Origin of the sequence: Aestuariirhabdus sp. LZHN29 (genome assembly GCF_049985285.1) — a bacterium.
Taxonomy (GTDB): Bacteria; Pseudomonadota; Gammaproteobacteria; order Pseudomonadales; family Aestuariirhabdaceae; genus Aestuariirhabdus.
Map to the genome: position 1 here is coordinate 69,861 of NZ_JBNIEU010000002.1, position 26,133 is coordinate 95,993.

At 58.2% G+C, this 26,133-nt stretch carries 20 protein-coding genes; 10 read left to right on the plus strand and 10 right to left on the minus strand.

What is annotated here, in order from left to right; genetic code table 11:
• Positions 1 to 67: 67 nt before the first annotated feature.
• The 3 genes from ACP3PW_RS06985 to ACP3PW_RS06995 are packed head-to-tail and all read left to right on the plus strand — an operon-like array spanning position 68 to position 2,878.
• Complete coding sequence (locus ACP3PW_RS06985; RefSeq protein WP_426415974.1) at positions 68 to 1,747, plus strand: sensor histidine kinase; 1,680 nt, start codon at positions 68 to 70, stop codon at positions 1,745 to 1,747.
• Position 1,748: 1 nt separating this feature from the next.
• Positions 1,749 to 2,162, plus strand: a complete 414-nt coding sequence (locus ACP3PW_RS06990) for a hypothetical protein (protein WP_426415975.1) — start codon at positions 1,749 to 1,751, stop codon at positions 2,160 to 2,162.
• A gap of 53 nt (positions 2,163 to 2,215) precedes the next feature.
• Entirely contained in the window at positions 2,216 to 2,878 is a 663-nt protein-coding gene (locus ACP3PW_RS06995) for a glutathione S-transferase family protein (RefSeq protein WP_426415976.1), read from the plus strand.
• Here ACP3PW_RS06995 and ACP3PW_RS07000 read toward each other — a convergent pair.
• From ACP3PW_RS07000 to ACP3PW_RS07015, 4 genes are read right to left on the minus strand one after another with little or no spacing between them, the layout of a single operon-like run.
• Complete coding sequence (locus tag ACP3PW_RS07000; protein ID WP_426415977.1) at positions 2,875 to 4,053, minus strand: MFS transporter; 1,179 nt, start codon at positions 4,051 to 4,053, stop codon at positions 2,875 to 2,877. The two genes, ACP3PW_RS06995 and ACP3PW_RS07000, sit on opposite strands and share 4 nt — an antisense overlap.
• Entirely contained in the window at positions 4,046 to 4,924 is an 879-nt protein-coding gene (locus tag ACP3PW_RS07005; protein WP_426415978.1) for a DMT family transporter, read from the minus strand. The genes ACP3PW_RS07000 and ACP3PW_RS07005 overlap by 8 nt, the downstream gene beginning before the upstream one ends.
• Positions 4,921 to 5,595 (minus strand): class I SAM-dependent methyltransferase, encoded by a 675-nt coding sequence (locus ACP3PW_RS07010; protein ID WP_426415979.1) that lies wholly within the window; start codon positions 5,593 to 5,595, stop codon positions 4,921 to 4,923. Before ACP3PW_RS07010 ends, ACP3PW_RS07005 begins: the two co-directional genes overlap by 4 nt.
• The gene (locus ACP3PW_RS07015; protein WP_426415980.1) at positions 5,596 to 7,791 is read right to left on the minus strand and encodes a prolyl oligopeptidase family serine peptidase; all 2,196 of its coding nucleotides are present in this window, start codon (positions 7,789 to 7,791) and stop codon (positions 5,596 to 5,598) included.
• A 154-nt stretch (positions 7,792 to 7,945) separates the two neighbouring features.
• Here ACP3PW_RS07015 and ACP3PW_RS07020 point away from each other — a divergent pair, with 154 nt between their 5' ends.
• A complete protein-coding gene (locus tag ACP3PW_RS07020; RefSeq protein ID WP_426415981.1) occupies positions 7,946 to 8,854 on the plus strand; it encodes a histone deacetylase family protein in 909 nt (302 codons plus the stop codon).
• Between the two features lie 86 nt (positions 8,855 to 8,940).
• Positions 8,941 to 9,777 carry a mechanosensitive ion channel family protein gene (locus ACP3PW_RS07025; RefSeq protein WP_426415982.1) on the plus strand — a complete coding sequence of 279 codons (837 nt, stop codon included), beginning with the start codon at positions 8,941 to 8,943 and terminating at the stop codon, positions 9,775 to 9,777.
• A 70-nt stretch (positions 9,778 to 9,847) separates the two neighbouring features.
• Here the strand turns inward: ACP3PW_RS07025 and ACP3PW_RS07030 are convergent, their stop codons facing one another.
• From ACP3PW_RS07030 to hutI, 4 genes are all read right to left on the minus strand, one after another.
• On the minus strand, positions 9,848 to 11,146 hold the full coding sequence (locus ACP3PW_RS07030) for an NAD(P)-dependent malic enzyme (RefSeq protein WP_426415983.1): 1,299 nt from the start codon (positions 11,144 to 11,146) through the stop codon (positions 9,848 to 9,850).
• 216 nt (positions 11,147 to 11,362) lie between these two features.
• Positions 11,363 to 12,118: a spermidine synthase gene (locus ACP3PW_RS07035; protein WP_426415984.1), complete on the minus strand. Its 756-nt coding sequence runs from the start codon at positions 12,116 to 12,118 to the stop codon at positions 11,363 to 11,365.
• A gap of 4 nt (positions 12,119 to 12,122) precedes the next feature.
• The gene (gene hutG, locus ACP3PW_RS07040) at positions 12,123 to 13,109 is read right to left on the minus strand and encodes a formimidoylglutamase (protein WP_426415985.1); all 987 of its coding nucleotides are present in this window, start codon (positions 13,107 to 13,109) and stop codon (positions 12,123 to 12,125) included.
• The gene (gene hutI / locus ACP3PW_RS07045; protein WP_426415986.1) at positions 13,093 to 14,322 is read right to left on the minus strand and encodes an imidazolonepropionase; all 1,230 of its coding nucleotides are present in this window, start codon (positions 14,320 to 14,322) and stop codon (positions 13,093 to 13,095) included. The genes hutG and hutI overlap by 17 nt, the downstream gene beginning before the upstream one ends.
• Before the next feature lie 152 nt (positions 14,323 to 14,474).
• On the opposite strand from hutI, the gene hutC reads away from it, so the two are divergent.
• The 3 genes from hutC to hutH are packed head-to-tail and all read left to right on the plus strand — an operon-like array spanning position 14,475 to position 18,427.
• Positions 14,475 to 15,203, plus strand: coding sequence for a histidine utilization repressor (gene hutC, locus ACP3PW_RS07050; protein ID WP_426415987.1), 729 nt, complete (start codon positions 14,475 to 14,477; stop codon positions 15,201 to 15,203).
• 9 nt (positions 15,204 to 15,212) lie between these two features.
• Complete coding sequence (gene hutU / locus ACP3PW_RS07055) at positions 15,213 to 16,889, plus strand: urocanate hydratase (protein ID WP_426415988.1); 1,677 nt, start codon at positions 15,213 to 15,215, stop codon at positions 16,887 to 16,889.
• A complete protein-coding gene (gene hutH, locus ACP3PW_RS07060; RefSeq protein ID WP_426415989.1) occupies positions 16,889 to 18,427 on the plus strand; it encodes a histidine ammonia-lyase in 1,539 nt (512 codons plus the stop codon). The genes hutU and hutH overlap by 1 nt, the downstream gene beginning before the upstream one ends.
• A gap of 70 nt (positions 18,428 to 18,497) precedes the next feature.
• Here hutH and ACP3PW_RS07065 read toward each other — a convergent pair whose 3' ends face one another.
• Together ACP3PW_RS07065 and ACP3PW_RS07070 are read right to left on the minus strand one after the other, a co-directional pair.
• Complete coding sequence (locus ACP3PW_RS07065; protein WP_426415990.1) at positions 18,498 to 20,060, minus strand: ATP-binding response regulator; 1,563 nt, start codon at positions 20,058 to 20,060, stop codon at positions 18,498 to 18,500.
• 72 nt (positions 20,061 to 20,132) lie between these two features.
• The gene (locus tag ACP3PW_RS07070; protein WP_426415991.1) at positions 20,133 to 23,084 is read right to left on the minus strand and encodes an ATP-binding protein; all 2,952 of its coding nucleotides are present in this window, start codon (positions 23,082 to 23,084) and stop codon (positions 20,133 to 20,135) included.
• Positions 23,085 to 23,334: 250 nt separating this feature from the next.
• Between ACP3PW_RS07070 and ACP3PW_RS07075 the strand changes: the two genes are divergently transcribed.
• Together ACP3PW_RS07075 and ACP3PW_RS07080 are read left to right on the plus strand one after the other, a co-directional pair.
• Positions 23,335 to 24,210, plus strand: coding sequence for an SDR family oxidoreductase (locus tag ACP3PW_RS07075; RefSeq protein ID WP_426415992.1), 876 nt, complete (start codon positions 23,335 to 23,337; stop codon positions 24,208 to 24,210).
• A gap of 271 nt (positions 24,211 to 24,481) precedes the next feature.
• A complete protein-coding gene (locus ACP3PW_RS07080) occupies positions 24,482 to 26,110 on the plus strand; it encodes a methyl-accepting chemotaxis protein (RefSeq protein ID WP_426415993.1) in 1,629 nt (542 codons plus the stop codon).
• Positions 26,111 to 26,133 lie beyond the last annotated feature (23 nt).

Consider the following 26,133-nt stretch of genomic DNA (forward strand, 5'->3'; position numbering starts at 1 on the left):
TCATGGTAAATGGCTCTGCTTTTTCCTATGCTGAAGCTAGTTTCTTGCGAGAGTTCCCTGTCGCTATATGACCAGTCTATCAAGAACCCTGTTGAAAAGGGTGTTGTCGATCTACTTTGTGTTGACCTTCCTGGTCACGGTTATCCAGGTTGTCGCTGAGTTTTACAGCGCCCGTTCGGTGATTGAAACGGATATGCGGCACACTCTGGAAAGCTTGCAGCAGGGGCTGGCGCAGTCGATCTGGGAGATTAATCCGGAACAGGAGGCTGCGCTGGTGGAGGGCCTGATTCAGCTGCCCACGGTAGTGGGGGTGGAGGTCGTGCATGCGGACGATGGGTCTCTTCTGCGACGCGGTGTCACCCCGGAACAGCAGCTGGCCGATGTGAATACGCTCGACGATAGCCGCAGTGTGAGGGCCCCTGGCCGACTTTTCGGTGTGGTTTCACCGCTGGTATATGGCCGTGACGATAGCGCCCGCCAGGTTGGAATGGTAACGCTTTACTCCAGTGATGAGGTCACCTTCGACCGCATTCAGGTAAGCCTTGTGTTTCTAATTCTCAACGCGATGCTCAAGACCGCGCTGCTGATTTTTATGTTTTTGTGGGTCTTCCGCAAATACCTGTCCAGACCTTTAACCTCGTTTACACAACAGATCGCTAGCATGGACCTGCACAATCTGGGGAAGAGTCACCTGCACCTTCAGCAGCACAATGAGAATGAGCTGACGTTGTTGAGCAAGGGGTTTAATCGATTGGTGGACAAGCTCATAGAAAATCGCAGCGAGCTCGATCGGCACAATACGACTCTGGCGCAAGAGGTGGAGAAGAAAACCCGGTCATTGCAGGAAACCCTCAATGTGGTCGAGGCGCGTGAGCAGTCGTTGGAGAGCGAAGTCGCGCTTCGACTTCAGGCGGAGCAGGAGCTAAAGGCGAGTTATCAGGCGCTAAAGCAATCCCAGGGCGAGCTCTACAAGGCCCAGGACCAGCTGGTGGCCTCAGAAAAACTGAATACCCTCGGCCAGATGGTGGCGGAGGTCACACACGAGTTAAATACCCCGATTGGGGTGGCCATCACCACCAGCTCCTATCTCGAAGGCAAGATGCAGGAGCTGGAAAAGGGGTTCAAGGAGCGCACTATCACCACAGGGCAGATGGAACAGTTTCTAGCCGGGGGGCGGGAGAGCGCTGAACTTATTCGGGTCAATATGCAGCACGCCGCAGAGTTGGTGTCCGATTTCAAATTGATAGCGGTCGATGAAGCCAGCAACCGCCTGCGCACGATTAACCTGAAAGACTATCTGCAGGGGATCGTGCACTCGGTACATCACAAATTCAAGCGCACCCCGCACCAGATAGTTGTCGACTGTGATCCCTCTATCGAGCTCTATTGCAGGCCTGGAGCGATCGCCCAGGTTGTCATTAACCTGATGATGAACAGTCTTGTGCACGGCTTCGAGTCCCACGACTCGGGCAATATTCGTATCGAAGCTCGCAAAGAGGATGCGCGCTGGATTGCAATCACCTACAGGGATGACGGCAAGGGGATGGCGGCTGAGCAGTTGCAGCGAGTGTTTGAACCTTTTTACACCACCCGGCAGGAGGAGGGTGGCAGCGGCCTTGGAGGACATATTGTTCACAAACTGGTGACGGGTGATCTGGGTGGCGAGATCCGCGTCGAGAGCGAGCTCGGTAGTGGGGTTGTCTACAGGCTCCGAATTCCACTGCGTATGGCCCCGGGAGCGAGCTGAGATGAAAGAGCATGGCAGCTATCGTATGGAAGCCCTGGGGCGTGTAATTGAGTGCGATTGCAGCGGCTCCTGGAATGTGGAGACGGCACAACGCTACTGTCGGCAGCAGCGTGCATTGGTGAGACAGATGGGAGAGGGCTCCTGGGTTAAGATTCTGGATCTGTGCGGGTGGGAGCTGGGGACGCCCGAGGTGTTGATTCCTCTTCGTGAACTGTACGTTTGGAGTGCGCAACACGGTCAGGTCCGGCAGTTAAATATTCGGCACCAGAGCCTATTTAAAACAATGCACCTGGAGAGCGTGATACCGGCAGATTCCCCTATTGAGTTTATTGAAGTGGATAGCTGGGCGCAGGCAAGGGAGTTGCTGGCGCGGGATTATCTGGCGCCAGAGCAGGTTTCGTCTTCCCTTGAATAGGGTTGGAAATCCCACTAGTCTGTCCTTCTAAACCCCGCCTGAGGAATAATGCTGTGCTCAAACTTTATGGTTTTACTGTCAGCAACTACTACAACATGGTCAAGCTTGCGTTACTGGAAAAGGGTGTCGCCTTTGAAGAGGTGAAGGTCTATCCCAATCAGGAGGAGCAGTACCTTGAACTCAGTCCGATGGGAAAGGTTCCCTGCCTCTTAACGGAGCAGGGGCCGCTGACGGAAACGAGTGTGATTCTCGATTATATCGAGGAGAGCCAGCCCGGTGAGCCGCTCTACCCCCAGCAAGCGTTTACACGCGCCAGGGTGCGAGAACTGATTCACGAGTTGGAGCTATATATCGAACTACCCGCCCGGCGTTGTTATGGTGAAGTGTTTTTTGGTGGCACCACGAGTGACGAGGTGCGTACTGAAGTCGCCGCTTCCTTGTCAAAAGGGGTTGCTGCGTTGCGCCGGCGTTGTACCTTCAGTCCCTACCTGGTGGGAGATAAACTCACCTACGGGGACATCTTTTTCCTCTACAGTTTTGACTTGGCCCAGCAGGTGGCAAGCCGCCTGTTTCAGCGGGACCTATTCAGCGAGCTGCCCGGCGCGGCGGAATTGATGGCGCAACTGGCTGAGCGCCCTGAGGTCAAACGGGTGGCGGCAGACCTGCATGCCGGCATGGAGGAGTTTGCCAAACTGCGTTCAGCCAAAGCCCCTTAAACGTCTGATATGTCCTTGCCCGCCTGTATTCGCATGAGGGCGAAACTGGCGATAGCGGCGGTCAGTATAAAGGGGATGGCAAGCTGGTTCATGGCTGTCCAGCCGAGGCTCGATTCGAGAGGGCCGGAGCTGAGCGACGACAGCGTCACTCCGCTGAAAATAATAAACTCATTGGCCGCCTGGGATTTCCCCTTCTCCCTCTCCTTATAGGTCGTGGTGACCAGCTGCGTTGCCCCGATGAACATAAAGTTCCAGCCGATGCCCAGCAACGTCAGTGCGCACCAAAATTGCCATTCCTGTTGCCCCGTCAGGTTGATGGCGCAGCAGCAGAGCATCAGTACCGCTCCGGCCAAAATGACTCGCAGCGTGCCGATGCGCTGGATCAGGTGGCCGGTAAAAAAGGAGGGTAGGAACATACCCAGTACGTGCCACTGAATTACCCGTGCGGCCTGATCGAAGCCAAAACCGCAGCGCGCCATCGCCAGTGGTGTTGCGGACATCAACAGATTCATCACCGCGTAGGCGAGAGTAGCCGCTACCACCGCAACCAAAAATGTGGGTTGACGGATGATCTCTGTAATGGGACGGCCGCTATCTTGCTGCTCGGCACGGTCCAGTTTGGGGATGGATACGCGACTGAGTATGATCAGGGTAAGGCTATAGAGCGCCGCCAATGCGTAGAAGCTACCGACGAAAGGGACTGCGGTGAACCATTGGTTGCTGGCGACCGCAAGATTGGGGCCAAGCACAGCAGCGATTACCCCTCCGGCCATCACCAGGGATATGGCACGCCCCTGTTGCCCGGGGCTGCTGGCATCGACCGCTGCGAAGCGGTAGAGGGTGCCAAATCCGATACCGATTCCCAGTAGCAGGGTGCCGATGCAGAACAGCACAAACTCATGCTCAAGCAGCGCTGTCGCGCTACAGAGTGCACCGGCAATACCGATGCAGTTGCCCAGTACGAAGCCCTGCTGCCTCCCGATTCTGCGCATGATCAGGGATGCGGGGATGGTGCTCATCATCAAACCGATAAACTGCAGCGCCAGCGGCAGGGTGATTAACTCGGTGGAGGGCGCGAGCTGTTGACCGATTAATGCGCTGACGGCGATTAGCAGCACGTTGCCGGTGGTGAGCAATGCCTGGCACAGGGATAACAGAAGGACATTTTTATTCACGAGATGCGTCGCTTGTTTGATTTTTTGCAGTAGAGATTAATGTGACCGCCAGTAAGGTAATGACGCCCCCTATCAGTACCTGTGGAGCCAGTGACTCGTTAAACCACAGATAGCCCTGCAAGGCGGTTGCGGGGGGGACAAGAAAAAACAGGCTGGTGACGCGATTGATCTCACCCTGCCGGATCAATAGCAGCAGAAGCAGAATCGTAATGACCGACAGTACCAGCACCGACCAGGCAAGGGCGAGGGAAAAGGTGAGCGACCATTCGATGGCGCGCTCATCCCACCACAGGGCCGCAGGGGTGAACAGCATCGCCGCGCCCAGGTATTGCCAGAAGGTACTTTGCAGCAGGTGCTGTTGCTGGCAGAAGCGCTTTTGGTAGAGCGTACCCAGGGTGATCCCCAGTAGTGCCGCCAGTGCGCAGAGAACCCCTGCAACCGGCAGCTGCAGGGTACCCTCTTGCGGCCAGAGCACCAGCACGATGCCTGTCACGCCGAGCAGCAAACCGGCTATCTGGCGCGGCGGTGGCCTAAACCCTGAAAGGCTTACTGCAATAAGGGTCGTCAGTAGGGGTTGCAGTCCAACCAGCAGTGCCGTTACTCCCGTGGGGGTGCCAAAGTCGATGGCGATGAACACGCCGCCCAGATAGATTCCATGCAGCAGTAAACCCACCACCAGCATATGGCCTATATCACGGCGCTTGGGCCAGGGGGCGCGCCACAAAAAGAGTAGCAGGGCCAGGCAGGCCAGATTGAGAATCATACGCAGGGCGAGAAAACTCATCGGTTCTGCGTAGGGCAAACCGAAACGCGCACCGATAAACCCTGTGCTCCACAGAAAGACGAAAAGAGTAGGGATGAGCACCTTCACAGGGAGGCTCTTGAGGAGGGTTTGTGCAGCAGGATAACGTCGTTGCCGATAAACTCGATGGCCGCCTGTTGTTGCCTGCCCCAAAACATGAAGGTCGCTCTGCTAAAAAATACGATGTGGGTCGGGTCTCGAATATAGTGCCACTGGCCGAAAGCCGATTGATGGGTGACCAGTTTGGTCATGATTCCGAGCCATCCACCCGGGCGCAGGCATTGCCATAGGGTTTCCAGAACCTGACCGGGTTGTGACAGATGTTCCATTACCTCGGTGGCGGTGATGAAATCGTAGTGCGCACTTAGGCGGGAGGGATCGTTGGCGAAGAAGGGGTCGAACAGCTCCATATGAAACCCCTGTTCGTCCATCATTTGAGCCAGCGCCGGGCCGGGCCCGCAGCCGAAATCGAGCCCGCTGGACCGAGGGGCCAGGCGTTCAGTCAGGGGGATCGACAGGCGTGATAAAAACCGGCGGTACCCCGGGTCGAGAGGGTCGTTGTTGTGCAGTTCGTATTCGGCCCGCTCCTGCTCGGCATTAAGGTGGAAGCGCGCAGGGACCTGAACCAGTTGGCACTGCGGACATCGCAAGTATTCGCGCCGGGCGTCCTGATGAAAAGGGGTGCAGGGTGCTGCGGCGCAGAGCACGCATCTCAACGGGGGGGTAGCGATTGATTTCATTCAGTTGTCGAGGCAGCTCGCGAGGAAACGCTCCAGCTGCTGGTAGTAGGCCAGACGGTTATCGAACTTGCGAAAGGGACCGTATTCATCGCCTTTTATTAAGGTGTCAACCACGACACCGCGGGTGCGTAGGTTGGTGGTGATCATATCGAGGTCCTCCATCCGCGCGCGTTGATCCTCGCGCCCCTGGGCCAGAAACAACGGGATTCGAATCTGTTCGATGGCGCTCAGCGGAGAGTCAGCCTGCAGCTGGGCGAGGGCTTGGCGAGGGTCGCCAATCTGCTGTTGAATAACAATACGGTTCACCTCCTCCTCCACGGGCAGGGTATCGAGCCAGTGCAGTGGGTTGAGTGGCGCAGCCATGGCGGCGGCGCAGCGATAATCGGCGGGATAGAATGCTGCACCCGCAACTGCGGCGTAGCCTGCGTAGCGTTCACCTACGATCGCGACCCTCTCCTTGTCGGCGACACCTTGCCTGCGCAGGTAGGTAACCGCATCGATCAGGTCCTGCTGCATGATGCCGTTTCCCCAGCGTCCGGCTAGCGCATACTGCTTGCCGTAGCCAGTCGAACCGCGGTAGTTGACCTGCATAACGCCATACCCGCGGCTGGCCAGAAACTGCACCATGGGATTAAAGCCCCAGTGATGCCGGCCACGGTAGGGTTTGGCGTGGGGCAGAATAACAAAGGGCAGGCTGCCCCGTTGGTAGCCTTGGGGCAGGGTGACATAGCCGTGCAACATGGAGCCATCACGGGTGCGAAAGTCCACCGGTCGCATCGGTGCCATCTGCGCCCTGAGTGGGTGGGGTGGGGTATCGAAGATCTCTCGGTAGTTGTTGTCCGAGCGCTGGTAGAGGAAAAAACGGGCGGGCTCCATATCGCTCAGCACACGAAACAGCATCCGGTTGCTATCCATGCTGCTACTGACTTTTTGCAGGGTGCGCTGGCCGGAACGCTGAAACAGATCGGCAAACAGCTCACCGTCCTTTTCATCGAAAAAATAGTAGTGGGGTTTGTCTGTTTCGTAGGCAGCCGCGACCACTCGCTGCTCTATCCCTGTGACTTCGAGCTGTTGCAGGTCCGCATCGGGGTTTTCGTACAGGAGCTCCTGCAGTTCGTTAATCTCTGGGTCGTAGAGCTGAATGGCCAGGGTGTCGCGGTCAATGTTGCTGCTGACGTAGAGGCGCTTGTTGTCCTCGGTGAAACGCAGGGGGTCAACCCGGTCAGGCCAGGGACTGGTGTGCGATACGCGGAATGCGACCTCCTCGTTTTCGCGGTAGAGCAGCTCGCGCCGTAATCCGTTTTGGCTTATGGCGGCACGAATCTTACCCTCGTTATCTGTCAGCCATTGCACGATAGTGCCCGAGTTTGTAGCGACCCGCTGTTGCTCTCCGGTTTCCAGGTCGAGTCGGTAGACATCGTCCACCCGGCGATCCCTGCGGTTGCTGGTGATCAGCACGTGGTCAGGGTCTGCCGTCAAGGGGTCAAGTAAGCGATGGCGTACGCGGCTATCTTCGGTTAACGGGCGCCGTCCGCGCCGCTCTGGTGTGACCAAAAAAAGCTGACTGCTCTGCTGGCGCTCATCGGGGACCTCATAGATCAACTGGGAGTTGGAGATCCAGTCGTATGTGCGAATGCCGTTGCTACGCTGGTTACTTACCCGCACGGGGGAAACATAGAGGGCGTTGCGCTCTTTCTCGCTTAACTCGAACAGCGACAGGGAGGTGGTGTGGTCAGGAAATAGATTGCTTTGCAATGATCCCGAGCTGGCGTACCCCTGGGGGTTACCGGTCGTTGTGGGCCGGGGTGGATTAGCAGCAACAATCGGTGCCGCGTCGGCTGCGGTGGGGGGCTCTTGGGGTTCGTCGTTGTTGGCGGAGGCTTCCTCGCTCGCCTGGGGAGCTGGCTCCTCGCCCTCTTGGGGGGCTGGCTGCAGGGGTTCGTCAGGGACTATCGGGGGCTTGGGTAGTGGCTTGTCCAGCAAGCGAACATAAAGATTGAGCTGTTGTTGCCAGGGGCCCAGGTACGAGATCATGCGGCCATCGGGGGAGAGCTTGGGCATCTGCTGGGGAGGGGGTGCGAAAAGCTGCGCGGCGGGAAGTGGCAGCGCTGCCTGCGCCGACGGGATCGCAAGGCTGAGGGGTAATCCCAGTATCGGAAGTAGTACCCGCAAAGGGTGGAGTAGAGTTGATCTCATCTTTGGGTCCGCAACGTTATGCAGGAACGGAGTCAAGGTTCCGGTCTGTTCAGATTATAGTATCAGCAATGCAGGCGCTGCGCCCGGTACACTTTTCTCTTGGGGGTAGGGCGGGTTATGCTCGACGTTAACGGGAATAGCAGGTGACCGGAACATGCAGCTACCGCTGGTATATCATCCCAGCTACAGTTATGAATTTCCCCAGCAACACCGCTTTGCTATGGTGAAATTTCGTTATCTGTACGAACTCCTGCGCCAGCGAGGTATTGCCACCGCGGCCAACACCTATCGTTCGGGTCCCTGTTTGCGCAAGTGGCTATTGCAAGCGCACTGCCCGCAATACCTGCAACGTATAGAGGAGGGTGGCCTCAGTTCAAAAGAGGTACGTGAGCTGGGGTTGCCCTGGTCGCCAGGGCTTGCTCGCCGCAGCTTTGTATCTCCCGGTGGTACGGTGTTGAGTGCGCTACTGGCTGTGCAGCATGGAATGGCTTGCCATCTTGCCGGTGGAACCCATCACGCCCATTACGATAAAGCCTCGGGTTTTTGCTGCATTAACGATCTTGCGGTAGCGGCACTGGCAATGCTGCAACAGCCTGGTATTAACCGTGTGCTGATCTTTGATTGTGATGTTCATCAAGGGGATGGCACGGCGGCAATACTGTCCGGGCGTGATGATGCATTTACCTGCTCGATACATTGCGAGAAGAATTTTCCCGTGCGTAAGCAGTGCAGCGACCTGGACGTCGGGCTGGCCGACGGCATAGAGGATGATGCCTACCTGGAAATTGTTGCCACGACTCTGCATCGGTGCCTTGACCACGTGCAACCCGATCTGGTGCTGTACGATGCGGGCGTTGATGTGTACGCGGGAGATCCGCTCGGTAGAGCCAATATCAGTTGGCAGGGTATTGAGCAGCGCGAACGCCTGGTGCTCAACGCCATACGGGCCCGGGGTATCCCCCTGACGACGGTCATCGGTGGCGGCTACGATGACGACCGCCGCCAGCTCGCAGCTCGCCATGCCATTGTTGTAGAGCAGGCTCTGGCGCTACTCGGTGGCTAGGGAAATCCCTGTGCTACTATCGAGTGAGTATTGATTTTTTTACTGCAACGCGGCTGAACGTTATAACTGCAAAGAGGAATGGAACGATGGATCAGGACGTATTGGAGCAGGAGCTCAAGCAACTGCAGGGCGTATACAATATGGTGGCCGAATTTCTGGTGCAGTACAGCTTCCAGATACTCGGTGCGCTGATTGTTTTCATGCTCGGGTTATGGCTCGCCGGGCGAGCACATCGACTGGTGGCGGCGCAGCTGGCACGACACAACGTCGATGTCACCCTGGCTGGCTTTATCTCCAACCTGGTGCGGATACTGGTCATCCTGATGATGGCAATCATCGCCCTCGGTAAGTTGGGGGTCAGTGTAGCGCCCTTTATCGCCGCGGTGGGTGCCATGGCGTTAGGGGCTGGCCTGGCTCTGCAGGGGATGCTGTCGAACTATGCGGCAGGCGTGACCATTATCCTGACGCGACCCTTCGTGGTGGGCAATACGGTCAAGGTGCAAGGGGTGAGCGGCGTGATCAAGGAGATCAACCTGTCGATGACCATTCTGACCAATGAGGAGGGGGAGGAGATCAGCATCCCCAACAAGCACATCGTTGGAGAGGTGCTGCACAACAGCTTCGAGTATATGCTGGCGGAGACCTGCATCGGTATCAGTTATGGCGATGATCCGGAGAAGGCGATTGGGTGTTTGCGCCGAGTGCTGGAAAACCGCGCCGAGGTAGCAAATGAGCCTGCCCCGCAGGTGGGTATCGATAATTTTGGCGATAGCGCCGTCGAGATCGGAATCCGTTTTTGGGTGCCGACTCGTAACTACTATGAGGTGAAGTTCGCGACCAACCTCGAACTGTTCAGCGCCCTCAAGCAGGAGGGTATCAGCATCCCCTTCCCACAACGGGAAGTGCGTATGCTGGCTGATTAAACGGCAACCCACAACCCAAAAAGAGAGCAGGCAAGGCGGAGGAGTATCGGCCTTGCCTGCGTTTGGTTTTTTAGCGACCCTTCTCAGCAGCGGTGCGCACTGCCTCGGCAACGGCATCATGGACGCTACGATCGAGTGGGTCCGGGGTCAGGGCTCCGGCAGGGGACAGGTTCGCCAGGCACTCCGAGGCGGCGATCAGCATCGCATCGGTGAAGTGAACGACGCCCGCATCGATAGCGCCACGGAACAGGCCCGGGAACCCCAATACGTTGTTGACACTCTTGCCGTCTGCGGCAAAGGCGGCGCCCGCTTTGAGGGCCACTTCCGGCTCGATCTCGGGGTCCGGGTTGGTCAGGGCCAGGATCACCTGACCCTCGCGCACCATCTCGGGCTTGATGAGTCCTTTTACACCGGTGGTAGAGATAACGATGTCGGCCTGCTCCATGAGCTCGCCGAGGGTGGCACGCTCACCACCAATGGATTCCAGCTGTTGCAGGGCGTTTTCGTTGAGGTCGGTACCGAGAACCCCTTTTACACCATAGTTCAGCAACAGGCGTGAGATACCAATGCCGGCTGCGCCGAGGCCAATTTGACCGATTCGGCTCTGCTTGAGGTCTTTGCCAACCAGGCGGGTCGAGGTGATCAGCGCCGCCAGGGCGACCACCGCGGTTCCGTGCTGGTCGTCGTGGAGTACGGGGATATCGAGCTTTTCGATCAGGGCTTTTTCGATATCAAAGCAGGTGGGAGCGGAGATATCCTCCAGCTGGATTGCGCCGAATGAGGGAGCGATCGCGGCCACGGTGTCGATGATGACCTGGGGATCTTTGCTCTCGATCAGGATCGGTACGCCGGAGATGTCCGCGTAGGCGTCGAACAGGGCCGCCTTGCCCTCCATGACCGGCATGCCGGAGACGGCACCGATATCACCGAGTCCGAGGATTGCGGTGCCGTTAGTGACCACCGCCACCGTATTGGGGATGTTGGTGTACTCCTTGGCTTTGCTGGGGTCCTGCTGGATCGCGAGGCAAACCCGGGCCACGCCCGGGGTGTAGATATCACGTAATACCTGCTGTGAGGTCAGTTGTACATTGGATACCGTACGAATCTTGCCGCCGCGATGACGGTCGAATACGCGATCGGAGCGACCCACCATGCGGGCATTCGCAAGACCATCAATGCGATCGCACAGGTCATGCTCGGCAGACTCATCAATATCTATGGTCAGCTCCCACTGGGTGTGAGTGGACGTGCGCTTTACCGCTTCAAGGTTCTCTACGGTTAATCCTGCATCTCCCACCAGACCCAATACCTGGGCCAGGTTGCCTGGAGCGTGCTCCACTTCAAACAGCAGTATCTCTGGTATCTTCATGCGCCCGCTTGCCCCTCTTACTAAAGCGTTGGTGAATGCCCCAAACGGATAGAGCCGGGGCTGAAAGTGCGTTGGTAAGTTGCACCTGTTCGGTTTTACCCGCCTCGGTTTGGCGGGCTATTCAGGGCGAACATTATACGCAAATAGCCTCACATTTCTCGCCGACCTTAGTGGAATAGAGGGCAGGGTCGATGCTGGGGGTAGCGTTATCGAGGGTTAGTCGAGGCGGGTTATAGCGGCGGCCACTCGTTGCAAGGGGGCCTCAATGAGTTTGCCCAGGGCGCGCGCCTCCCGTTGCAGCATGCGATGACTGATATCGGGGGCTGTACCGTTAAACAGGTAGAGCACCAGATTGCCTTCGGGCACTTCGGCGGCCAATAGTTGGCCATCAAATTGGCGACGGAGAAGGTCGATAGCATCAGGGTAAAAATGCTTCTCCTCTAACCACAGGTTGAGTACCAGCACGCCGTGCCGGCTGAGCGCGCGCCGACAGCGCTCGGTATAGTCGAGGGTGAGCTGGGCAGGGTTCATCTGGTTATCCAGAAACAGATCGCTAAAAATAAGCTCGTACCCCCCGGGGTGCCCCTGAAACTCGGTGGCATCACCGGCGTGAATTCGGTGTGGCGGCGCTTGCTGCAACAGGAAGTACTCCCGGGCGACCGCGATCACTTCGGGCCGAAACTCAACCGCCTCCACCGTCATTGTTGGCTTGATCCGCAGCAGACTGTGCACCAGGGTGCCTCCGCCCAAGCCGGCAACCAGCGCCCGGCGTGGCGCGGGAGAGATAAACGCGTACGCCATCAGCATCGCCTGGCAGTACTGGTAAACAGGGCTCCAGGGCCGATCGAGTAAGATGCAGCTCTGCTCGGCGTCGCCGTCAAAGGTCAGGAAACGGCGGTTATTGTCTTCGAACACCTGAATAGCGCCAAACTCATCGTAGCGGCGGTGAATTTCGCGGCCTGTAATTGCCATAGGCCTATTCGGCCAGCAAGCGGTAAGCGAGTCGTGCCGCAGTGCGGGAGCCGACGCCGGTGGGGTCGAGCTGCGGGTTGTACTCGGCGAGTTCGGCCAGCTTCATTTTGGGTTGGCCGCTGGCATGCTGGGCTTCGGTAATCAGGGGCAGCAGCGCCTCGATAAGCTCCAGTGTGATGCCCGGGCAAGCCGGTGCGCTGACACCGGGCATAACGGCGGCTGGCAAAACATCCAGGTCGATGCTGAGGTGGATCCAGTCGACCTGACTGATGAAACGCTGCAGTTGTTTACGACAGTCGTCGAGGTGCAGCAGCGTCATTTCGCGATCGAGTCGCCACTCAACGTCAAATTGCTCGGCATAGTCAAACAGGACCTGGGTGTTGGAGGTCTCGCTGACCCCCAGGCAGAGGTAGCGAAAGGGTTGCTGCTGGGCCTGGCAGTGCAACGCGATCTGGTGAAAAGGGGTGCCGGAACTGGGGCCGGTAGCGGGATTGCGCAGGTCGAAGTGGGCGTCAAAGTTGATAATACCGATGCGTGCTTCCCGGCCGATCGCCTTTTGCTGTTGCAGCAGGTGGTTTTGCAGCCCGCGGAAACTGGCCCAGGCGATTTCGTGCCCCCCACCCAGCAGCAACATGCGATGGCCCCCGTTGAATACCTGGGTGCAATGATCGCTTAAGCCAATTTGGGCCTGCTCAAGGTGACCTCCCTCGCAGAGCAGGTTGCCGCCATCGTAGAGGGGGGTGTTGAGGTTGGCGGGTAGATTTGCCAGCGCCCGACGCAGGGCGTTGGGCCCGTTGGCGGCGCCGACCCGCCCCTGATTGCGGCGTACCCCCTCGTCGCAGCAGAATCCGCTGATCACTACGCCGCTATCGACCAGCGGTTCACCCTCGATAGGGAAGGGGCGAACTCGCTGGTGCCAGCGCTCGCCGCGGCGGCCGTCGAGGGGGTCGCAGCGGCCATGCCAAAGACTCATATCAGCGGGTTGATACATCCTGTCCCTCCTGAAGAATAGTGCGGGGGCGGTTGCTTCCATAGTGCCATACCAACTCGGCAGGATCATTGATCTCCCACAGCAGCAGGTCTGCTCGCAGACCTTGCCGGAGCTGACCCCGTTGCTTCTCCATTCCCAGCGCTCGCGCCGCATTGCGGGTAACCCCTGCAAGCACCTCTTCGGCGCTCAAACCAAAGAGGGTGGCGGCCATCTGCATCGACAGCCTCAGCGAGGCCTGCGGGCTACTGCCGGGGTTGAAATCACTGGCGACCGCCATAGGAACCCCATGGCGCCGTAACAGCTCAATCGGTGGCAGGCGGGTCTCGCGCAAAAAGTAAAAGGCCCCCGGTAACAGGGTCGCTACGGTGCCGGCGCGGGCCAGCGCCATGACACCAGGCTCGTCCAGGTGCTCGAGATGATCGACGGAGAGTGCCTGGTGACTGGCGGCCAGGTGCGACGCGCGCAGGTTACTAAGCTGCTCGGCGTGGACGCGTACGGGCAATCCATGACGGCTCGCGCTCTGGATTACGCGCTCGCACTGGGCGAGGGAGAAACCGATCTGTTCGCAGAACATATCCACCGAATCCGCCAGCGCCTCGGCACACACCGCATCCATCATCTCGGAGCATACCCGGTCGATGTAGCCGTCGGGGCGTCCACTGTACTCCTCGGGCAGTGCGTGGGCCCCAAGAAAGCTGCTGTGCACGGTGACGGGAAACTCGCGGCCGAGTCGTCGAGCGGTGCGCAGCATACGCAGTTCGGCGTCGGTTTCCAGCCCGTAGCCCGATTTGATTTCGATACTGGTAACGCCCTCATCGAGGTAGGCACGCAAGCGCGGGACCGCCTGTTGGAAGAGTTGCTCCTCACTGCTGGTACGGGTAGCGCTCACGGTGGCGCGAATGCCACCACCCTGTTCGGCAATCTGCTGGTAGCTGGCTCCCTGCTGGCGTTGCTCGAACTCGTGACAACGGTTACCGGCAAAGACGAGGTGGGTGTGGCAATCGATCAACCCCGGAGTCATCCAGCCCCCGCCTCCGTCACGAGTTTCCCGGCAGGGAGTGTCGGGTCTGTCGTCGGCGTTGCCTAACCAGGCGATACGACCGTCCCGCACCGCCAGTGCCCCCTTCTCGATGGCACCGTAAGGGCGTTTGATGTCCGGGTTCAGGGTGGCCAGACGAACGTTGGTCCAGAGGATATCCCAGTGTGACGTCATGCAGTGCTCCGCGTTGAGCTGGTGTGGGTTATTTAACAGAGGTTATAGCAGGTAAATTTTGTATCCGGAGAAGTTTGCGCAGTCTACTTGTATATCGTTGTATATACAAGTAGACTGCGGCACATTCCACACCAACCGGACGTTATCTTTTTATGGCCAACTCAAGCAGTGAACCCCGTTACCTGACGATCAAGCGCCATATTTGTGCGCAGATCGAACAGGGTGTGTGGTCCGAGCACAGTCAGGTGCCATCGGAGAATAGCCTCTGTGAGCAGTTTTCGGTCAGTCGCATGACGGCGCGTCGGGCTCTGCAGGAGTTGACCGCGGAGGGTGTGTTGTTGCGCCATCAGGGGCTGGGTACCTTTGTAGCCGAGCGCAAACCGGTGGGCTCGTTGCTGGAGGTGCGTAATATTGCCGATGATATCAGCCAGCGTGGACACCGATACAGTAACCGCATTCTAACGATGCAGACCCGGCCGGCCAGTGATGAGGTGGCCCTGGCCCTGGACCTGCTGCCGGGAAGCGATCTTTACCACTCTATTATCGTGCATCTCGACAACGAGGTACCGGTGCAGTGGGAGGAGCGCTATACCAACCCGGCGCTGGCTCCCGACTACCTGCAGCAGGACTTTTCCCGCACGACGCCCAATCGTTACCTCAGCCGGGTGGCTCCGCTAACCGGAGGCGAGCACACCGTTGAAGCGGTGTTGGCGTCGGAGGAGCAAGCGCGGGAGCTTGAGATATCACAACCCGAGGCCTGCCTGTTAATTAAACGCCGCACCTGGTCCAGCCAGGGGGTGGTGAGCTATGCCCGACTGCTGCATCCCGGTAGTCGCTATCAACTCGGCGCCCGGCTTAATCCGGGTGCCAACCTGTCGTAGGAGTAAAATATGAGCACTAGTCGTAAAGATGACTCGCGGGTGATCAAGGCCCATACCGGAACCGAGCTTCAGGCTCGCAGCTGGTTGACGGAAGCGCCCCTGCGAATGCTGATGAACAATCTGCACCCGGATGTAGCAGAGCGCCCCGAGGAGTTGGTGGTATACGGTGGCATTGGCCGCGCCGCGCGGGATTGGGAAAGCTATGACAAGATTGTCGAGGTTCTTAAGCGCCTTGGGGACGACGAAACCCTGCTGGTGCAGTCGGGCAAGCCGGTGGGGGTTTTTCCTACCCATGCCGATGCACCGCGAGTGCTGATCGCCAACTCCAACCTGGTTCCCCATTGGGCGACCTGGGAGCACTTTAATGAACTCGATCGTCAGGGGCTGATGATGTACGGTCAGATGACGGCCGGTTCCTGGGTTTACATTGGCTCGCAGGGCATTGTGCAGGGAACCTACGAAACCTTCGTGGCCATCGCTCGCCAGCATTTTGATGGCCACGCCAAAGGGCGTTGGGTGTTGACCGGTGGTTTGGGCGGTATGGGGGGTGCCCAGCCGCTGGCGGCGACCATGGCCGGCTTTAGCATGATTGCGGTGGAAGTGGATGAGACGCGCATCGATTTTCGCTTGCGCACCGGCTACGTCGATCGCAAGGCGACCAGCCTCGACGAGGCATTGGAGATGGTCGAGCAGGCCCGTGCCGAGGGCCGAGCAGTATCCGTCGGCTTGCTGGCGAACGCCGCTGACGTCTTCGGCGAACTGGTAGCGCGGGGGATTACTCCTGACGTGTGCACTGACCAGACCAGCGCCCACGATCCATTGAACGGCTACCTACCCCAGGGCTGGACCCTGGAGCAAGCGATCACCCGTCGCGAGCACGAGCCCGAGAAAGTGGTGGAAGCGGCTAAACAGTCGATGGCGGTTCAGGTACGTGCCATGCTGGCGATGCAGGCCAGCGGCGCGGCCACCCTCGATTACGGTAATAATATTCGCCAGATGGCGATGGAAAAAGGGGTGGAGAACGCCTTTGATTTTCCCGGGTTCGTGCCGGCCTATATTCGCCCGCTGTTCTGTGAAGGCATTGGGCCTTTCCGTTGGGTTGCCCTGTCGGGTGATCCGGAAGATATCTACAAGACCGACGCCAAGGTGAAGGAGTTGATCCCCGATAACCCTCACCTGCATAACTGGCTCGATATGGCGCGCGAGCGTATCCAGTTTCAGGGACTACCGGCGCGAATTTGCTGGGTGGGGCTTAAGGATCGGGCACGGCTGGCGCTGGCTTTCAATGAGATGGTCGCCAGCGGTGAACTCAAGGCTCCCATCGTGATCGGCCGCGATCACCTGGATTCCGGCTCGGTTGCGAGTCCCAATCGGGAAACAGAATCGATGCTCGATGGCAGTGATGCGGTTTCCGACTGGCCGCTGCTTAATGCCCTGCTCAATACTGCCGGTGGCGCAACCTGGGTCAGCCTGCACCATGGAGGCGGTGTGGGGATGGGCTTTAGCCAGCACGCTGGAGTCGTAATCGTGGCCGATGGTACCGAGGCTGCGAAACGACGCCTGGGTCGGGTGCTGTGGAATGATCCCGCCACCGGGGTGATGCGCCACGCCGATGCCGGATACGAAATTGCGCAAAACTGCGCGCGAGAGCAGGGACTCGACCTGCCAATGCTGGAGAAAAACTAATGAGCAATAGCATACTACTGAATCCCGGGACCATGACCCTGGCCCAGTTGCGCCGAATCTATCATGAGGGTGTGACCGTCGCGCTGGACCCCGCCTGCGAGGCGGAGATTAATCGCTCCCAGGCCGTCATTCAGCAAGTGCTGGATCGTAATGAGGTGGTCTACGGAATCAATACCGGATTCGGCTTGCTCGCCAATACCCGTATCGAAACGGACCAGCTGGAAACCTTGCAGCGCAGCATCGTACTCTCCCACTCGGCGGGTGTCGGTACCCCCATGAGTGAGGCGGTGGTGCGTTTGATGATGATCCTCAAGATCAATTCGTTGGCGCGGGGTTTCTCCGGTATTCGCTTGTCGGTTATCGAAGCGCTGTTGGCACTCTATAACAGCGGCGTTTACCCGGTAGTTCCCAGCAAGGGCTCGGTGGGGGCCAGTGGTGACCTGGCGCCATTGGCGCATATGAGTGCAATCTTGCTGGGTGAGGGCGAGGTGTTCTGCCAGGGTAAGCGCATGCCCTCCAAAGAGGGGTTGGCGATCGCGGGGCTGGAACCCCTGACCCTGGCACCCAAGGAGGGGCTAGCGCTCCTCAATGGAACCCAGGCGTCGACGGCGTTCGCATTGCGGGGACTGTTTTCTGCCGAGAACCTGTTTGCCGCCGGTATCGTCACCGGCGCGCTGTCCGTCGAGGCCGCGCTGGGAAGCCGCAAACCGTTCGACGACCGCATTCACGCCGTGCGCGGACATAAGGCGCAGCGGGATGTGGCCGCCTGTTATCGACAGTTGCTGAGCCACAGCGAAATCGAAGCGTCTCACGCCTGTTGTGACCGGGTGCAAGATCCCTATTCCCTGCGCTGCCAGCCTCAGGTAATGGGTGCCTGTTTACAGCAGATCGAGAACGCGGCGTCGGTGCTTGAGGTGGAAGCAAATGGCGTTTCCGATAACCCCCTGATTTTCGCCGACGAGGGTGAAATACTCTCAGGTGGCAACTTCCACGCGGAACCGGTGGCGATGGCCGCCGATAACCTGGCGCTGGCGATTGCCGAAATCGGCTCGTTGTCGGAGCGTAGAATGGCGCTGTTGATCGACAGCAACCTGAGCCAGTTACCCCCGTTTCTGGTGGACAATGGCGGCGTAAATTCCGGTTTTATGATCGCCCAGGTAACCGCCGCCGCGCTGGCCAGCGAAAACAAGAGCCTGGCGCATCCGGCGTCGGTAGACAGTCTGCCGACCTCGGCCAATCAGGAGGACCATGTGTCCATGGCGACATTTGCAGCACGTCGCCTGGCCGACATGGCGGAAAACACCGAAGGTGTACTGGCGGTGGAGTTGTTGGCAGCCTGTCAGGGGCTGGACTTCCGCAAGCCCCTGAAAAGTTCCGACACCCTTGAGCTGGCCCGTAGCCGGGTGCGGGCGAACGTGCCTTTCTACGACAAGGACCGCTACTTTGCCGACGATATTGCGGCCGTGGCCCCTTTGATTCAGGACGGTGTTTTCAACACCATGATGGACCCAGGCCTGTTGCCCTCACTGGGTGGTTAATCCTCGAGCGTGGACAAAAACCGCCATTGGAGACTGTTTTTACACAGCCTCTATTGGCGGTTTTTTTAGACTATACCGTCGGCAGGGTAAAGCGAAAAATCGCGCCGCCGTCGGGATGGCGCTCGAAGAAGAGTCGTCCGCCGTGAGAGTTGATAATGCTCTCGCAGATAGAGAGGCCGATCCCCATCCCGCTCGACTTGGTGGTATAGAAGGGGGTGAACAACTTTTCCTCTGCATCCTCCGGCAAACCGGTTCCGCGATCAATTATCGATACCTGCACACTGTGGGTGTCGCTCAGGAACTGGGTTTCAACAACAATTCCGGTGTCCCGGCGTTCGCTCTCGCGCATCGCCTCCATTCCGTTTCGAATCAGATTCAGGGCAACCTGTTGAATCTGCACCGGGTCGACTCTTAGCAGAGGAAGCCCATCGGCTAGCCGGGTGTGAATTTCCATGCAATTGTTGCGTGCGTCTACCTCTGCCAGGCGCACCACATCGTGGATCAATTTGTTGCAATCCACCTCCTCCAGTACGTGATCCGGTTTTTTAACAAAGCTGCGAATCCTGGCGATGATCTCGCCGGCGCGTCGTGCCTGGGTACCGATCTTTTCAAGCGCCTCGCTGAGGCTGTCCCTGTCCAGTGGGTCGCGCTGGAGGAAGCGGCTGCATACCTGCGAGTAGTTGGAGATAGCGGTCAGGGGCTGGTTGACCTCATGGGCGAACCCCGCCGCCATCTCGCCCATGGTGCTAAGCCTGGAAACATGAGTCAGTTTTTCTTTCTGCAGCTGGATCTCATCCAGAGCCTGTTGCAGCGCACGCTGTTGTTGTTGCTGGACGGAGGTGTCGCGAAACAAGACCACCGCGCCGCGGCAATGCTGCTCCTCCATAATCGGGTTGCAGGAAACATTAGCAGGAAAGGAGCTGCCGTCGCTGCGCAGTAACCTGACATCCTCCCGCCGTTGACTACTACCGTCTTCGAGGGTGATCTGCACAGGGGAGGGTTCGGAAAGCTCCCGGGCCGCACATCCCAGCAGGCGCTGGTGGAATTCGGTGCCGATCAGCTGAGGTTCTTGCCACCCGCTAATTTCACAGGCCGCGCGGTTGGCAAAGGTGATGGTGCCGGTCGGGTCGGTGCCTAGAATACCCTCGCTCATCGATGCCAGAATGCGCTCATTTTCTGCTTCCAGTTGTCGGTTACGGGCGGAGAGGGCCGCTTCGAGCTGGTGGATCTTGAGTTGGGTTTCGACTCGCGCAATCACCTCATCGGACTGGAAGGGCTTGGTGATAAAATCCACCGCCCCCAGCTCCAGCCCCTTCACCTTGTCTTTGGTGTCGTCCAGGGCAGAGAGAAAAATGATAGTGATTTTCTGCGTGAGCGGATCGGCTTTTAGTTGCCGGCAGACTTCGTAACCATCGATGCCGGGCATCATGATATCCAGCAGGATCACCGCAGGCATCGCCTTTTGGGCTATGCGCAGGGCGCTCTCACCTGTCTTGGCAACCAGTAGCCGGTAGCCGCGGCCATTGAGGGTTTGCAGCAGCACCTGCAGGTTGGTTGGGTTATCGTCGACCAGCAGAATGCAGGCATCGGCGGTCTCGGTGGCGACAGTGCTGGCGGGGGTATCCGAATCCATACGGGGGCACCTACGGGGGCTAAAGAGTCACTACCTATTGTGGGATCTGTCTGCGGGTGTAGCAACAACAAATCAATGGGTGTTGTTGCGCAACCTGACGCAGAGCTGCTCGAGATGCTCAAAGTCAAAGTTACGGGCAAGCTGGTCGATCTGCAGGGCCAGCTCTGCGGCGCTTGGGTGTTCTGTTCGCAGGCGGGCAGCCAGCTGCTGTACCGCCTCGATATCCCCCAGCTCAAGTGCTACCTGAAGCTGCTGGGCAATCGGGCTGCAAAGTTCAGGGTCCAGGGGGCAGGAGCTTCCGTGCAACGCGGGCGACTGGTCGGAGGGCTGTTCCTGCTCATAGGTGATGCCCAAGCGGTGGGCGATTTTGTGAAACAGCTCCGCACTGTTGAAGGGTTTGCTAATAAACTCATCGCACTCGTATGCTCGCATCTGCTGGGCAGGGTCCGGGTAAACGCTGGCGGTGACCGCAATAATGGGCAGTCCGGCGAGGGTGCTGTCCTGCCGAATGGCCTGTATCGCCTCGAGGCCGCTCATGACCGGCATTCGCAGGTCCATCAGTACCAGGTCGAGGCTGTGTTCGCGAATGATCTCCAGCGCTTGCTGACCATTTTTGGCTTGCAGGGTATGGAAACCGGCACCTTCAAGGAGCCGCACCAGAACTTCACGGTTGATACGCTGGTCATCGGCAACCAGTACCCGGAACTGCTTGCCGGCGGGCAGGCGCGAATCGGCCCGGTCTTGCCAGTAGGCGTCCTGTTCCTCAACCGTATCCTCCTCCCGGGCTTCGATCATCGGTACGCTGAAATAGAATTCACTACCTACACCGGGCTGACTGGTCACTTCGAGCTCACCCCCAAGGGCTTTGACCAGCCGCCGACTAATGGTTAATCCCAGTCCGGTGCCGCCGATCTCCAAACCTTCGGCAGTCTGGCCGAAGGGAGAGAACACCATCTGTTGCTGCTGCGGATCAATGCCGATCCCGCTGTCGCGTACGCAAAATCGGATACGTTGGCCGCCGTAGGGTTTAACCTCTACTGAAATGCCTCCCTGACGGGTGAATTTGACCGCATTGGCCAGCAAGTTAAGTAGAATTTGCTTCAGCTTAACGCCGTCCGTATGGATTGCGGCCGGTACTCTGGGGTCGATCTTTAGCTCCAGACGCAGGCCCTTGGAATCGGCGCGCTGACTGACCATTTGGTAGACGCTATCGAGAACCCGGCGCAGATGGATCGCTTCATCGCTGACCTCCAGATTTCCGCTTTCGATCTTGGAAAGGTCGAGAATGTCATTGATTAGCGACAGCAGGTGCTGGCCGCACTCCTCAATGGCGCGCAGGCTGTCCCCCTGTTCGGGGCTGAAACCGCGTTCACGTTGCAGTATCTGCGCGTAGCCCAGTACACCGTTAAGCGGCGTGCGGAGCTCGTGACTCATATTGGCGAGAAACTGACTCTTGGCGTGGTTGGCCGCTTCCGCTTCGTCCCGTGCGCGAACCACTGCTTGCTCGGTCTGTTTGGCGCGGGTGATATCCCGGGCAATCGCCTCCAGACCGCTGACCTCTCCTCCTGAGTCGGCTACCGCAACGGCATAGACCTCGATAAAGCGCGGCTGCCCGTCGGGGTGCTGGACCCGTAGCTCGACCGGATCAAGATGTTCCCCGGCCAGCACCTGACGCGCATAGCTGGTGGCTTGAGGGTTATGCAGGGGGTCGTTGAACAGCTGTTGGTGGGTATCGATAAACCGCTCTATGGAGATTCCCAGGGTATCGGTAACGGATGGGGACACATAGGTCACTTCTACCTGCCTGTTCATCACAAAATAGAAGTAGTTGCCCTGCATGCCTTCGACCAGGCGGCCGAGGTTGTTTTCTCGCGCCTGGCGCAACGCCTCTTCGCGCGCGACCAGCTGCCGTGACATACGGGTGAAACTGTGGGCCAGAACGCCAATCTCATCGTGGCCATCGATCGAGAGTTCGGTCTCAAGCTTGCCCTGGGCGATTTTATGCACCGCCCGCTGCAGCTGGATAATCGGTTGCGAAATCAGCCCCGACACAACCCATACCGAGGCGATGATCAATAGCAGGGAAAGCACTAGCAGTGCAGCTTCTATCAGGGCCTCCCGGCGCACGTCGGCCAGCGCCGCCGATTCAGGTAAAAAGGCCGCCAGCGCCCAGTCAGAAGATTGGATAGGGGCGTAACTGACCCACAACTGTTCGTTGGAAAGGCTGATGCGCCGGGTCTGGGTCGTACCTGTCTCTCCGGACAGAATATTCCCGGCCAGTTTCAGTAGTTCGTTGTTCTTACCCTCGGCCGCGATGCGGATCAGGTTGTCCCCAACGCCGGTTGCCAACGGGCTGTAAACCAGGTCCCCCGAGCGATTGAGAATGACAAACTGCAGTCCCGGTTCGGTGTTTTCGGGTAGCAGGGAGACTATGGTGTCCAGTTTCAGGTCGATGGTTGTGACGCCCCGAAAGCGGCCGTTACGGTAAAAGGGGGTGGCGTAGGTGGTGACCTCGGGTTCCGCCGGGGTGGCATCCCGGTAGGGTGCGGTCCAGGTGCCTTGCCAGCTGCGCTGAGGGATCTCCCACCATTCCCAGTCGCCCTGGGTGTAGTCGTAGCCGATCGTGGCCAGGTCCATGGTTTCGACCCGGTTGTCATCACGGTAGGCGTAGGGCGCAAACAGGGGCTTGTCGTCGTAGCCTTCGGGCACAAACGCGATTGCAGCTCCGTAGACGGTTGAGCTTTGGCGAACGTTGGTGCGCAGCAGTTCATACAGCTGCTGGGAGGATTGTTCCGGGTTGCTTTCCAGGAATATGGCCGTGCTGCGTGCGATCTGGGCCAGTTCGCGCATATGGCCATCGACTTTGCTCGCGTAGTGCCACGCCATTTGGGTCAGGCGTTTCTCGGTATCCGCCGTGGCTCTTTGCTGGCTTTGATAGAGGCCAAAGCCAAAGATCACCACGTAGATCAGGGTGATCGGGACCACGGTAAAGAGAATGATCTTTTGGCGAATGGATGCGTGCAAACTGAGCGAGTCCCTGGTGCGGCCTGAGATATTGTTGTCGATCGGTGGTCAGGCGGGTCATTTATTATCCGTCTGCCCACTGTCGGAACCTATAGGTAATTGTGCTTAATGTCCTTTTTCAGGGGTGGCGGCGACGATAGGAGGTTCAGTGCTGTCTCGCACTGGGGTAGTATGATGATCAGCACTGGATACTCAAGCTCTGGTGCAGGGCAGTGACAATCAACCCGGATGGACAGGCAGCAACAAGCAGATGAAGATTCTGATCATTGGTGGTAGCGGACAGACCGGTAGCCGGTTACAACAGCATCTCGATGGGACCTCGTTTGACTATTATGCTCCCTCCCGGGAGGTGCTCGACATAACAGACAGCAGGCAGATGCTTGAGGTTTTTGACGGCTATGCTCCGAATATTGTCATTAACTGTGCGGGTTACCGTGACGCAGAACTGGCTGAAACCGAGCCTTCACGCTGTTTTGCTCTGAACCGTGATGCAGTGGCTGAGTTGGCGAGCCTGTGCAACGGTCGTGGCGCGACCCTGCTCCAGATCTCGTCTTACATGGTGTTCGATGGTCACAAAAGCGACGCCTATACGGAGAAAGACACGGTCAATCCCCTGGGCGTGCTGGGCGGCAGCTACTGGCAGGGTGAGCAACAGATTCGGGAGCGTTGCCCTCAGCATATTATTTTACGAGTGGGCTGGATGATCAGTGAGCGTAAATTTGAGCTGTTGCGCAACATTATTGCTGAGCTAAAGAATCCCGCTCCTTTCGATGTGATTGGCAATCGTTATGGTAACCCAACCCTGGCCGATGACGGGGCGCGAGTGATCGTTGCCATTATTCGACAGATCGATTGCGGGGCAACGGTGTGGGGTACCTATCACTATGGGGGAGTAAAGCCCGTCAGCGAAAGTGAGCTGGCCGAAACCATACTGCATGAGGTGGCTGAGTACGACGAGGTCGCCACCGAGCAACTTAATGTGTTGGCCGCCGACGCCGATGATGAGTCGCGAAAATTTCCTCTTAACTGCAAGCTCGATAGCACACGTTTGCTGCATACCTTCGGCATTCATGCCAACGACTGGACCGTGGGCCTGGCCCGCCTGATTAAAGGCTTTTACGTTTAATCGAGGAGCTATACTTAATCAACACTCGGGGAGTTGTTCGCCGGATCCATGGTGTCTACACCACCTAAGTCGTAATGATATAGGTCAGTGAGCGGGTACTTCTTCATCGCCAGTTACCGGATGCTGTCTTAGTATGAAGTCAATGTACTCACATGGAGTAGGGGAGACCCTTATGTGAGGCTATTGGCGATGGCCGGTGGCACCGTCAGGACGCATCTCGATTCTGGGCATCTGCACCAGAGTCTGAAATTGAATAATAAGAGGTGTTCAGATGTTATCCATGTTCACAATTGCCCAACGAATCTGGTTTATTGCGCTCTTCTCCGTGGCCGTATTCGCGACCACCTTTTTACTCGAAACCCGGCAGAAACACAGTGAGCTGCTCAGCGCCAAACAGGACAAACTGACCGCGGTGGTGGAGACCGCTTTTGGGTTTATCGCGGCTGCGCACCAGCGCCAGCTGAGTGGTGAGCTGAGCGAAATAGACGCCCAGACGCAAGCCATGGAGGCGCTAAAAGGCTTGCGCTACCAGGGTGAAGAGTACTTCTGGATTAACGATATGCAGCCGACGATGGTGATGCATCCCATTAAACCCCAGCTCGATGGCAAGCCCTTGGGTGGGGTCAAGGATCCTAATGGCAAGGCCTTGTTCAATGCGTTTGTGGCGGAGGTACGTGCCAATGGGGAGGGTTTTGTGGATTACTTCTGGCCGAAACCCGACCATGAGCAACCGGTTCCCAAACTGTCCTTTGTCAAAGGTTTCGCTCCCTGGGGGTGGATTATCGGTAGTGGCGTCTACATCGACGATGTTGACGCAGAGTACGCAGCCGAGCTGACCGCTAATATTACCCTGTTGTTGATGGTGCTGGCGGTGATGGCGCTGCTTTATTGGTGGGTCATTCGGTCGGTGACCGAACCTCTGTTAAGAACCAGTGAAGCGATGAGCGATATTGCCCAGGGCGAAGGTGACCTGACGGTGCGTATGCCGGTTCGGGGCCGTGACGAACTGGCGCAGCTCGCCACCGGTTTTAACTGTTTTGTAGAGAAGGTTCAGGGTGTTGTAAACAATGCACGCCAATATGGCGACCGAGTGGTGGTCTCGGCCGAAGAGATGGCCGTCGTGACCGAGCAATCCAGCCGCATTCTACGCACCCACGAGAGTGAGGCGCAGCAAGTAGCAACGGCAATCTCCCAACTCAGTGTCACGATTCAGGAGGTCGCGGGTAACGCTGTCGAGGCGGCCGATGCGGTACAGCAGGTTCGTAATCGGGCGGTGGGTGGCCGCGAGGTGGTCGCGGGAAACCGGGACGCAATCGGCCGCCTGGCCCAGTCGGTAGAGAGCGCAGCCGGCTCTATCCGTACCCTGGAAACCGAGGTCAGCAATATTGGGGGCATTCTTGATGTGATTCGCGGTGTTGCCGAACAAACCAACCTGTTGGCACTCAATGCGGCCATCGAGGCCGCTCGGGCCGGGGAGCAGGGGAGGGGGTTTGCTGTGGTTGCCGACGAGGTGCGTAATCTTGCCCAGCGCACCCAGGAGTCCACCCAGGAGATCCAGAACATGATCGAACAGCTGGAGGGCGAGGCCCAAAAGGCCGTTGAGGTGATTGTTTCCGGTCATAGTCAGGCCGAAGCCTGTGTTGGGCGTTCCAACGAGGCGGGGGATATGTTGGAGCAGATCACCGAAGAGATTCTGCGGATCGCCGATATGAATGCGCTGGTGGCAACCGCCACCGGGGAGCAGAGCCTGGCGGTAGACACTATCAGTAGCAATGTTGGCCATATCAATACTGCCTTTTCCGAAACTGCCGAAGGCACAAGGCGTTTGCAGCAGGCAGGGGAGCAGCTGCGAGTTGTCGCCGACGACCTGCACCAGGAGCTTTCCCACTTCAAATCATAGTGAGGGTAAAAATAGGGTACACT

Coding starts and splice junctions, on each gene's coding strand:
- ACP3PW_RS06985 (WP_426415974.1), top strand. CDS start 68: ATGACCAGTCTATCAAGAACCCTGTTGAAAAGGGTGTTGTCGATCTAC.
- ACP3PW_RS06990 (WP_426415975.1), top strand. CDS start 1,749: ATGAAAGAGCATGGCAGCTATCGTATGGAAGCCCTGGGGCGTGTAATT.
- ACP3PW_RS07010 (WP_426415979.1), bottom strand. CDS start 5,595: ATGAAATCAATCGCTACCCCCCCGTTGAGATGCGTGCTCTGCGCCGCA.
- ACP3PW_RS07015 (WP_426415980.1), bottom strand. CDS start 7,791: ATGAGATCAACTCTACTCCACCCTTTGCGGGTACTACTTCCGATACTG.
- ACP3PW_RS07020 (WP_426415981.1), top strand. CDS start 7,946: ATGCAGCTACCGCTGGTATATCATCCCAGCTACAGTTATGAATTTCCC.
- ACP3PW_RS07025 (WP_426415982.1), top strand. CDS start 8,941: ATGGATCAGGACGTATTGGAGCAGGAGCTCAAGCAACTGCAGGGCGTA.
- ACP3PW_RS07030 (WP_426415983.1), bottom strand. CDS start 11,146: ATGAAGATACCAGAGATACTGCTGTTTGAAGTGGAGCACGCTCCAGGC.
- ACP3PW_RS07035 (WP_426415984.1), bottom strand. CDS start 12,118: ATGGCAATTACAGGCCGCGAAATTCACCGCCGCTACGATGAGTTTGGC.
- hutG (WP_426415985.1), bottom strand. CDS start 13,109: ATGTATCAACCCGCTGATATGAGTCTTTGGCATGGCCGCTGCGACCCC.
- hutI (WP_426415986.1), bottom strand. CDS start 14,322: ATGACGTCACACTGGGATATCCTCTGGACCAACGTTCGTCTGGCCACC.
- hutC (WP_426415987.1), top strand. CDS start 14,475: ATGGCCAACTCAAGCAGTGAACCCCGTTACCTGACGATCAAGCGCCAT.
- hutU (WP_426415988.1), top strand. CDS start 15,213: ATGAGCACTAGTCGTAAAGATGACTCGCGGGTGATCAAGGCCCATACC.
- hutH (WP_426415989.1), top strand. CDS start 16,889: ATGAGCAATAGCATACTACTGAATCCCGGGACCATGACCCTGGCCCAG.
- ACP3PW_RS07065 (WP_426415990.1), bottom strand. CDS start 20,060: ATGGATTCGGATACCCCCGCCAGCACTGTCGCCACCGAGACCGCCGAT.
- ACP3PW_RS07075 (WP_426415992.1), top strand. CDS start 23,335: ATGAAGATTCTGATCATTGGTGGTAGCGGACAGACCGGTAGCCGGTTA.
- ACP3PW_RS07080 (WP_426415993.1), top strand. CDS start 24,482: ATGTTATCCATGTTCACAATTGCCCAACGAATCTGGTTTATTGCGCTC.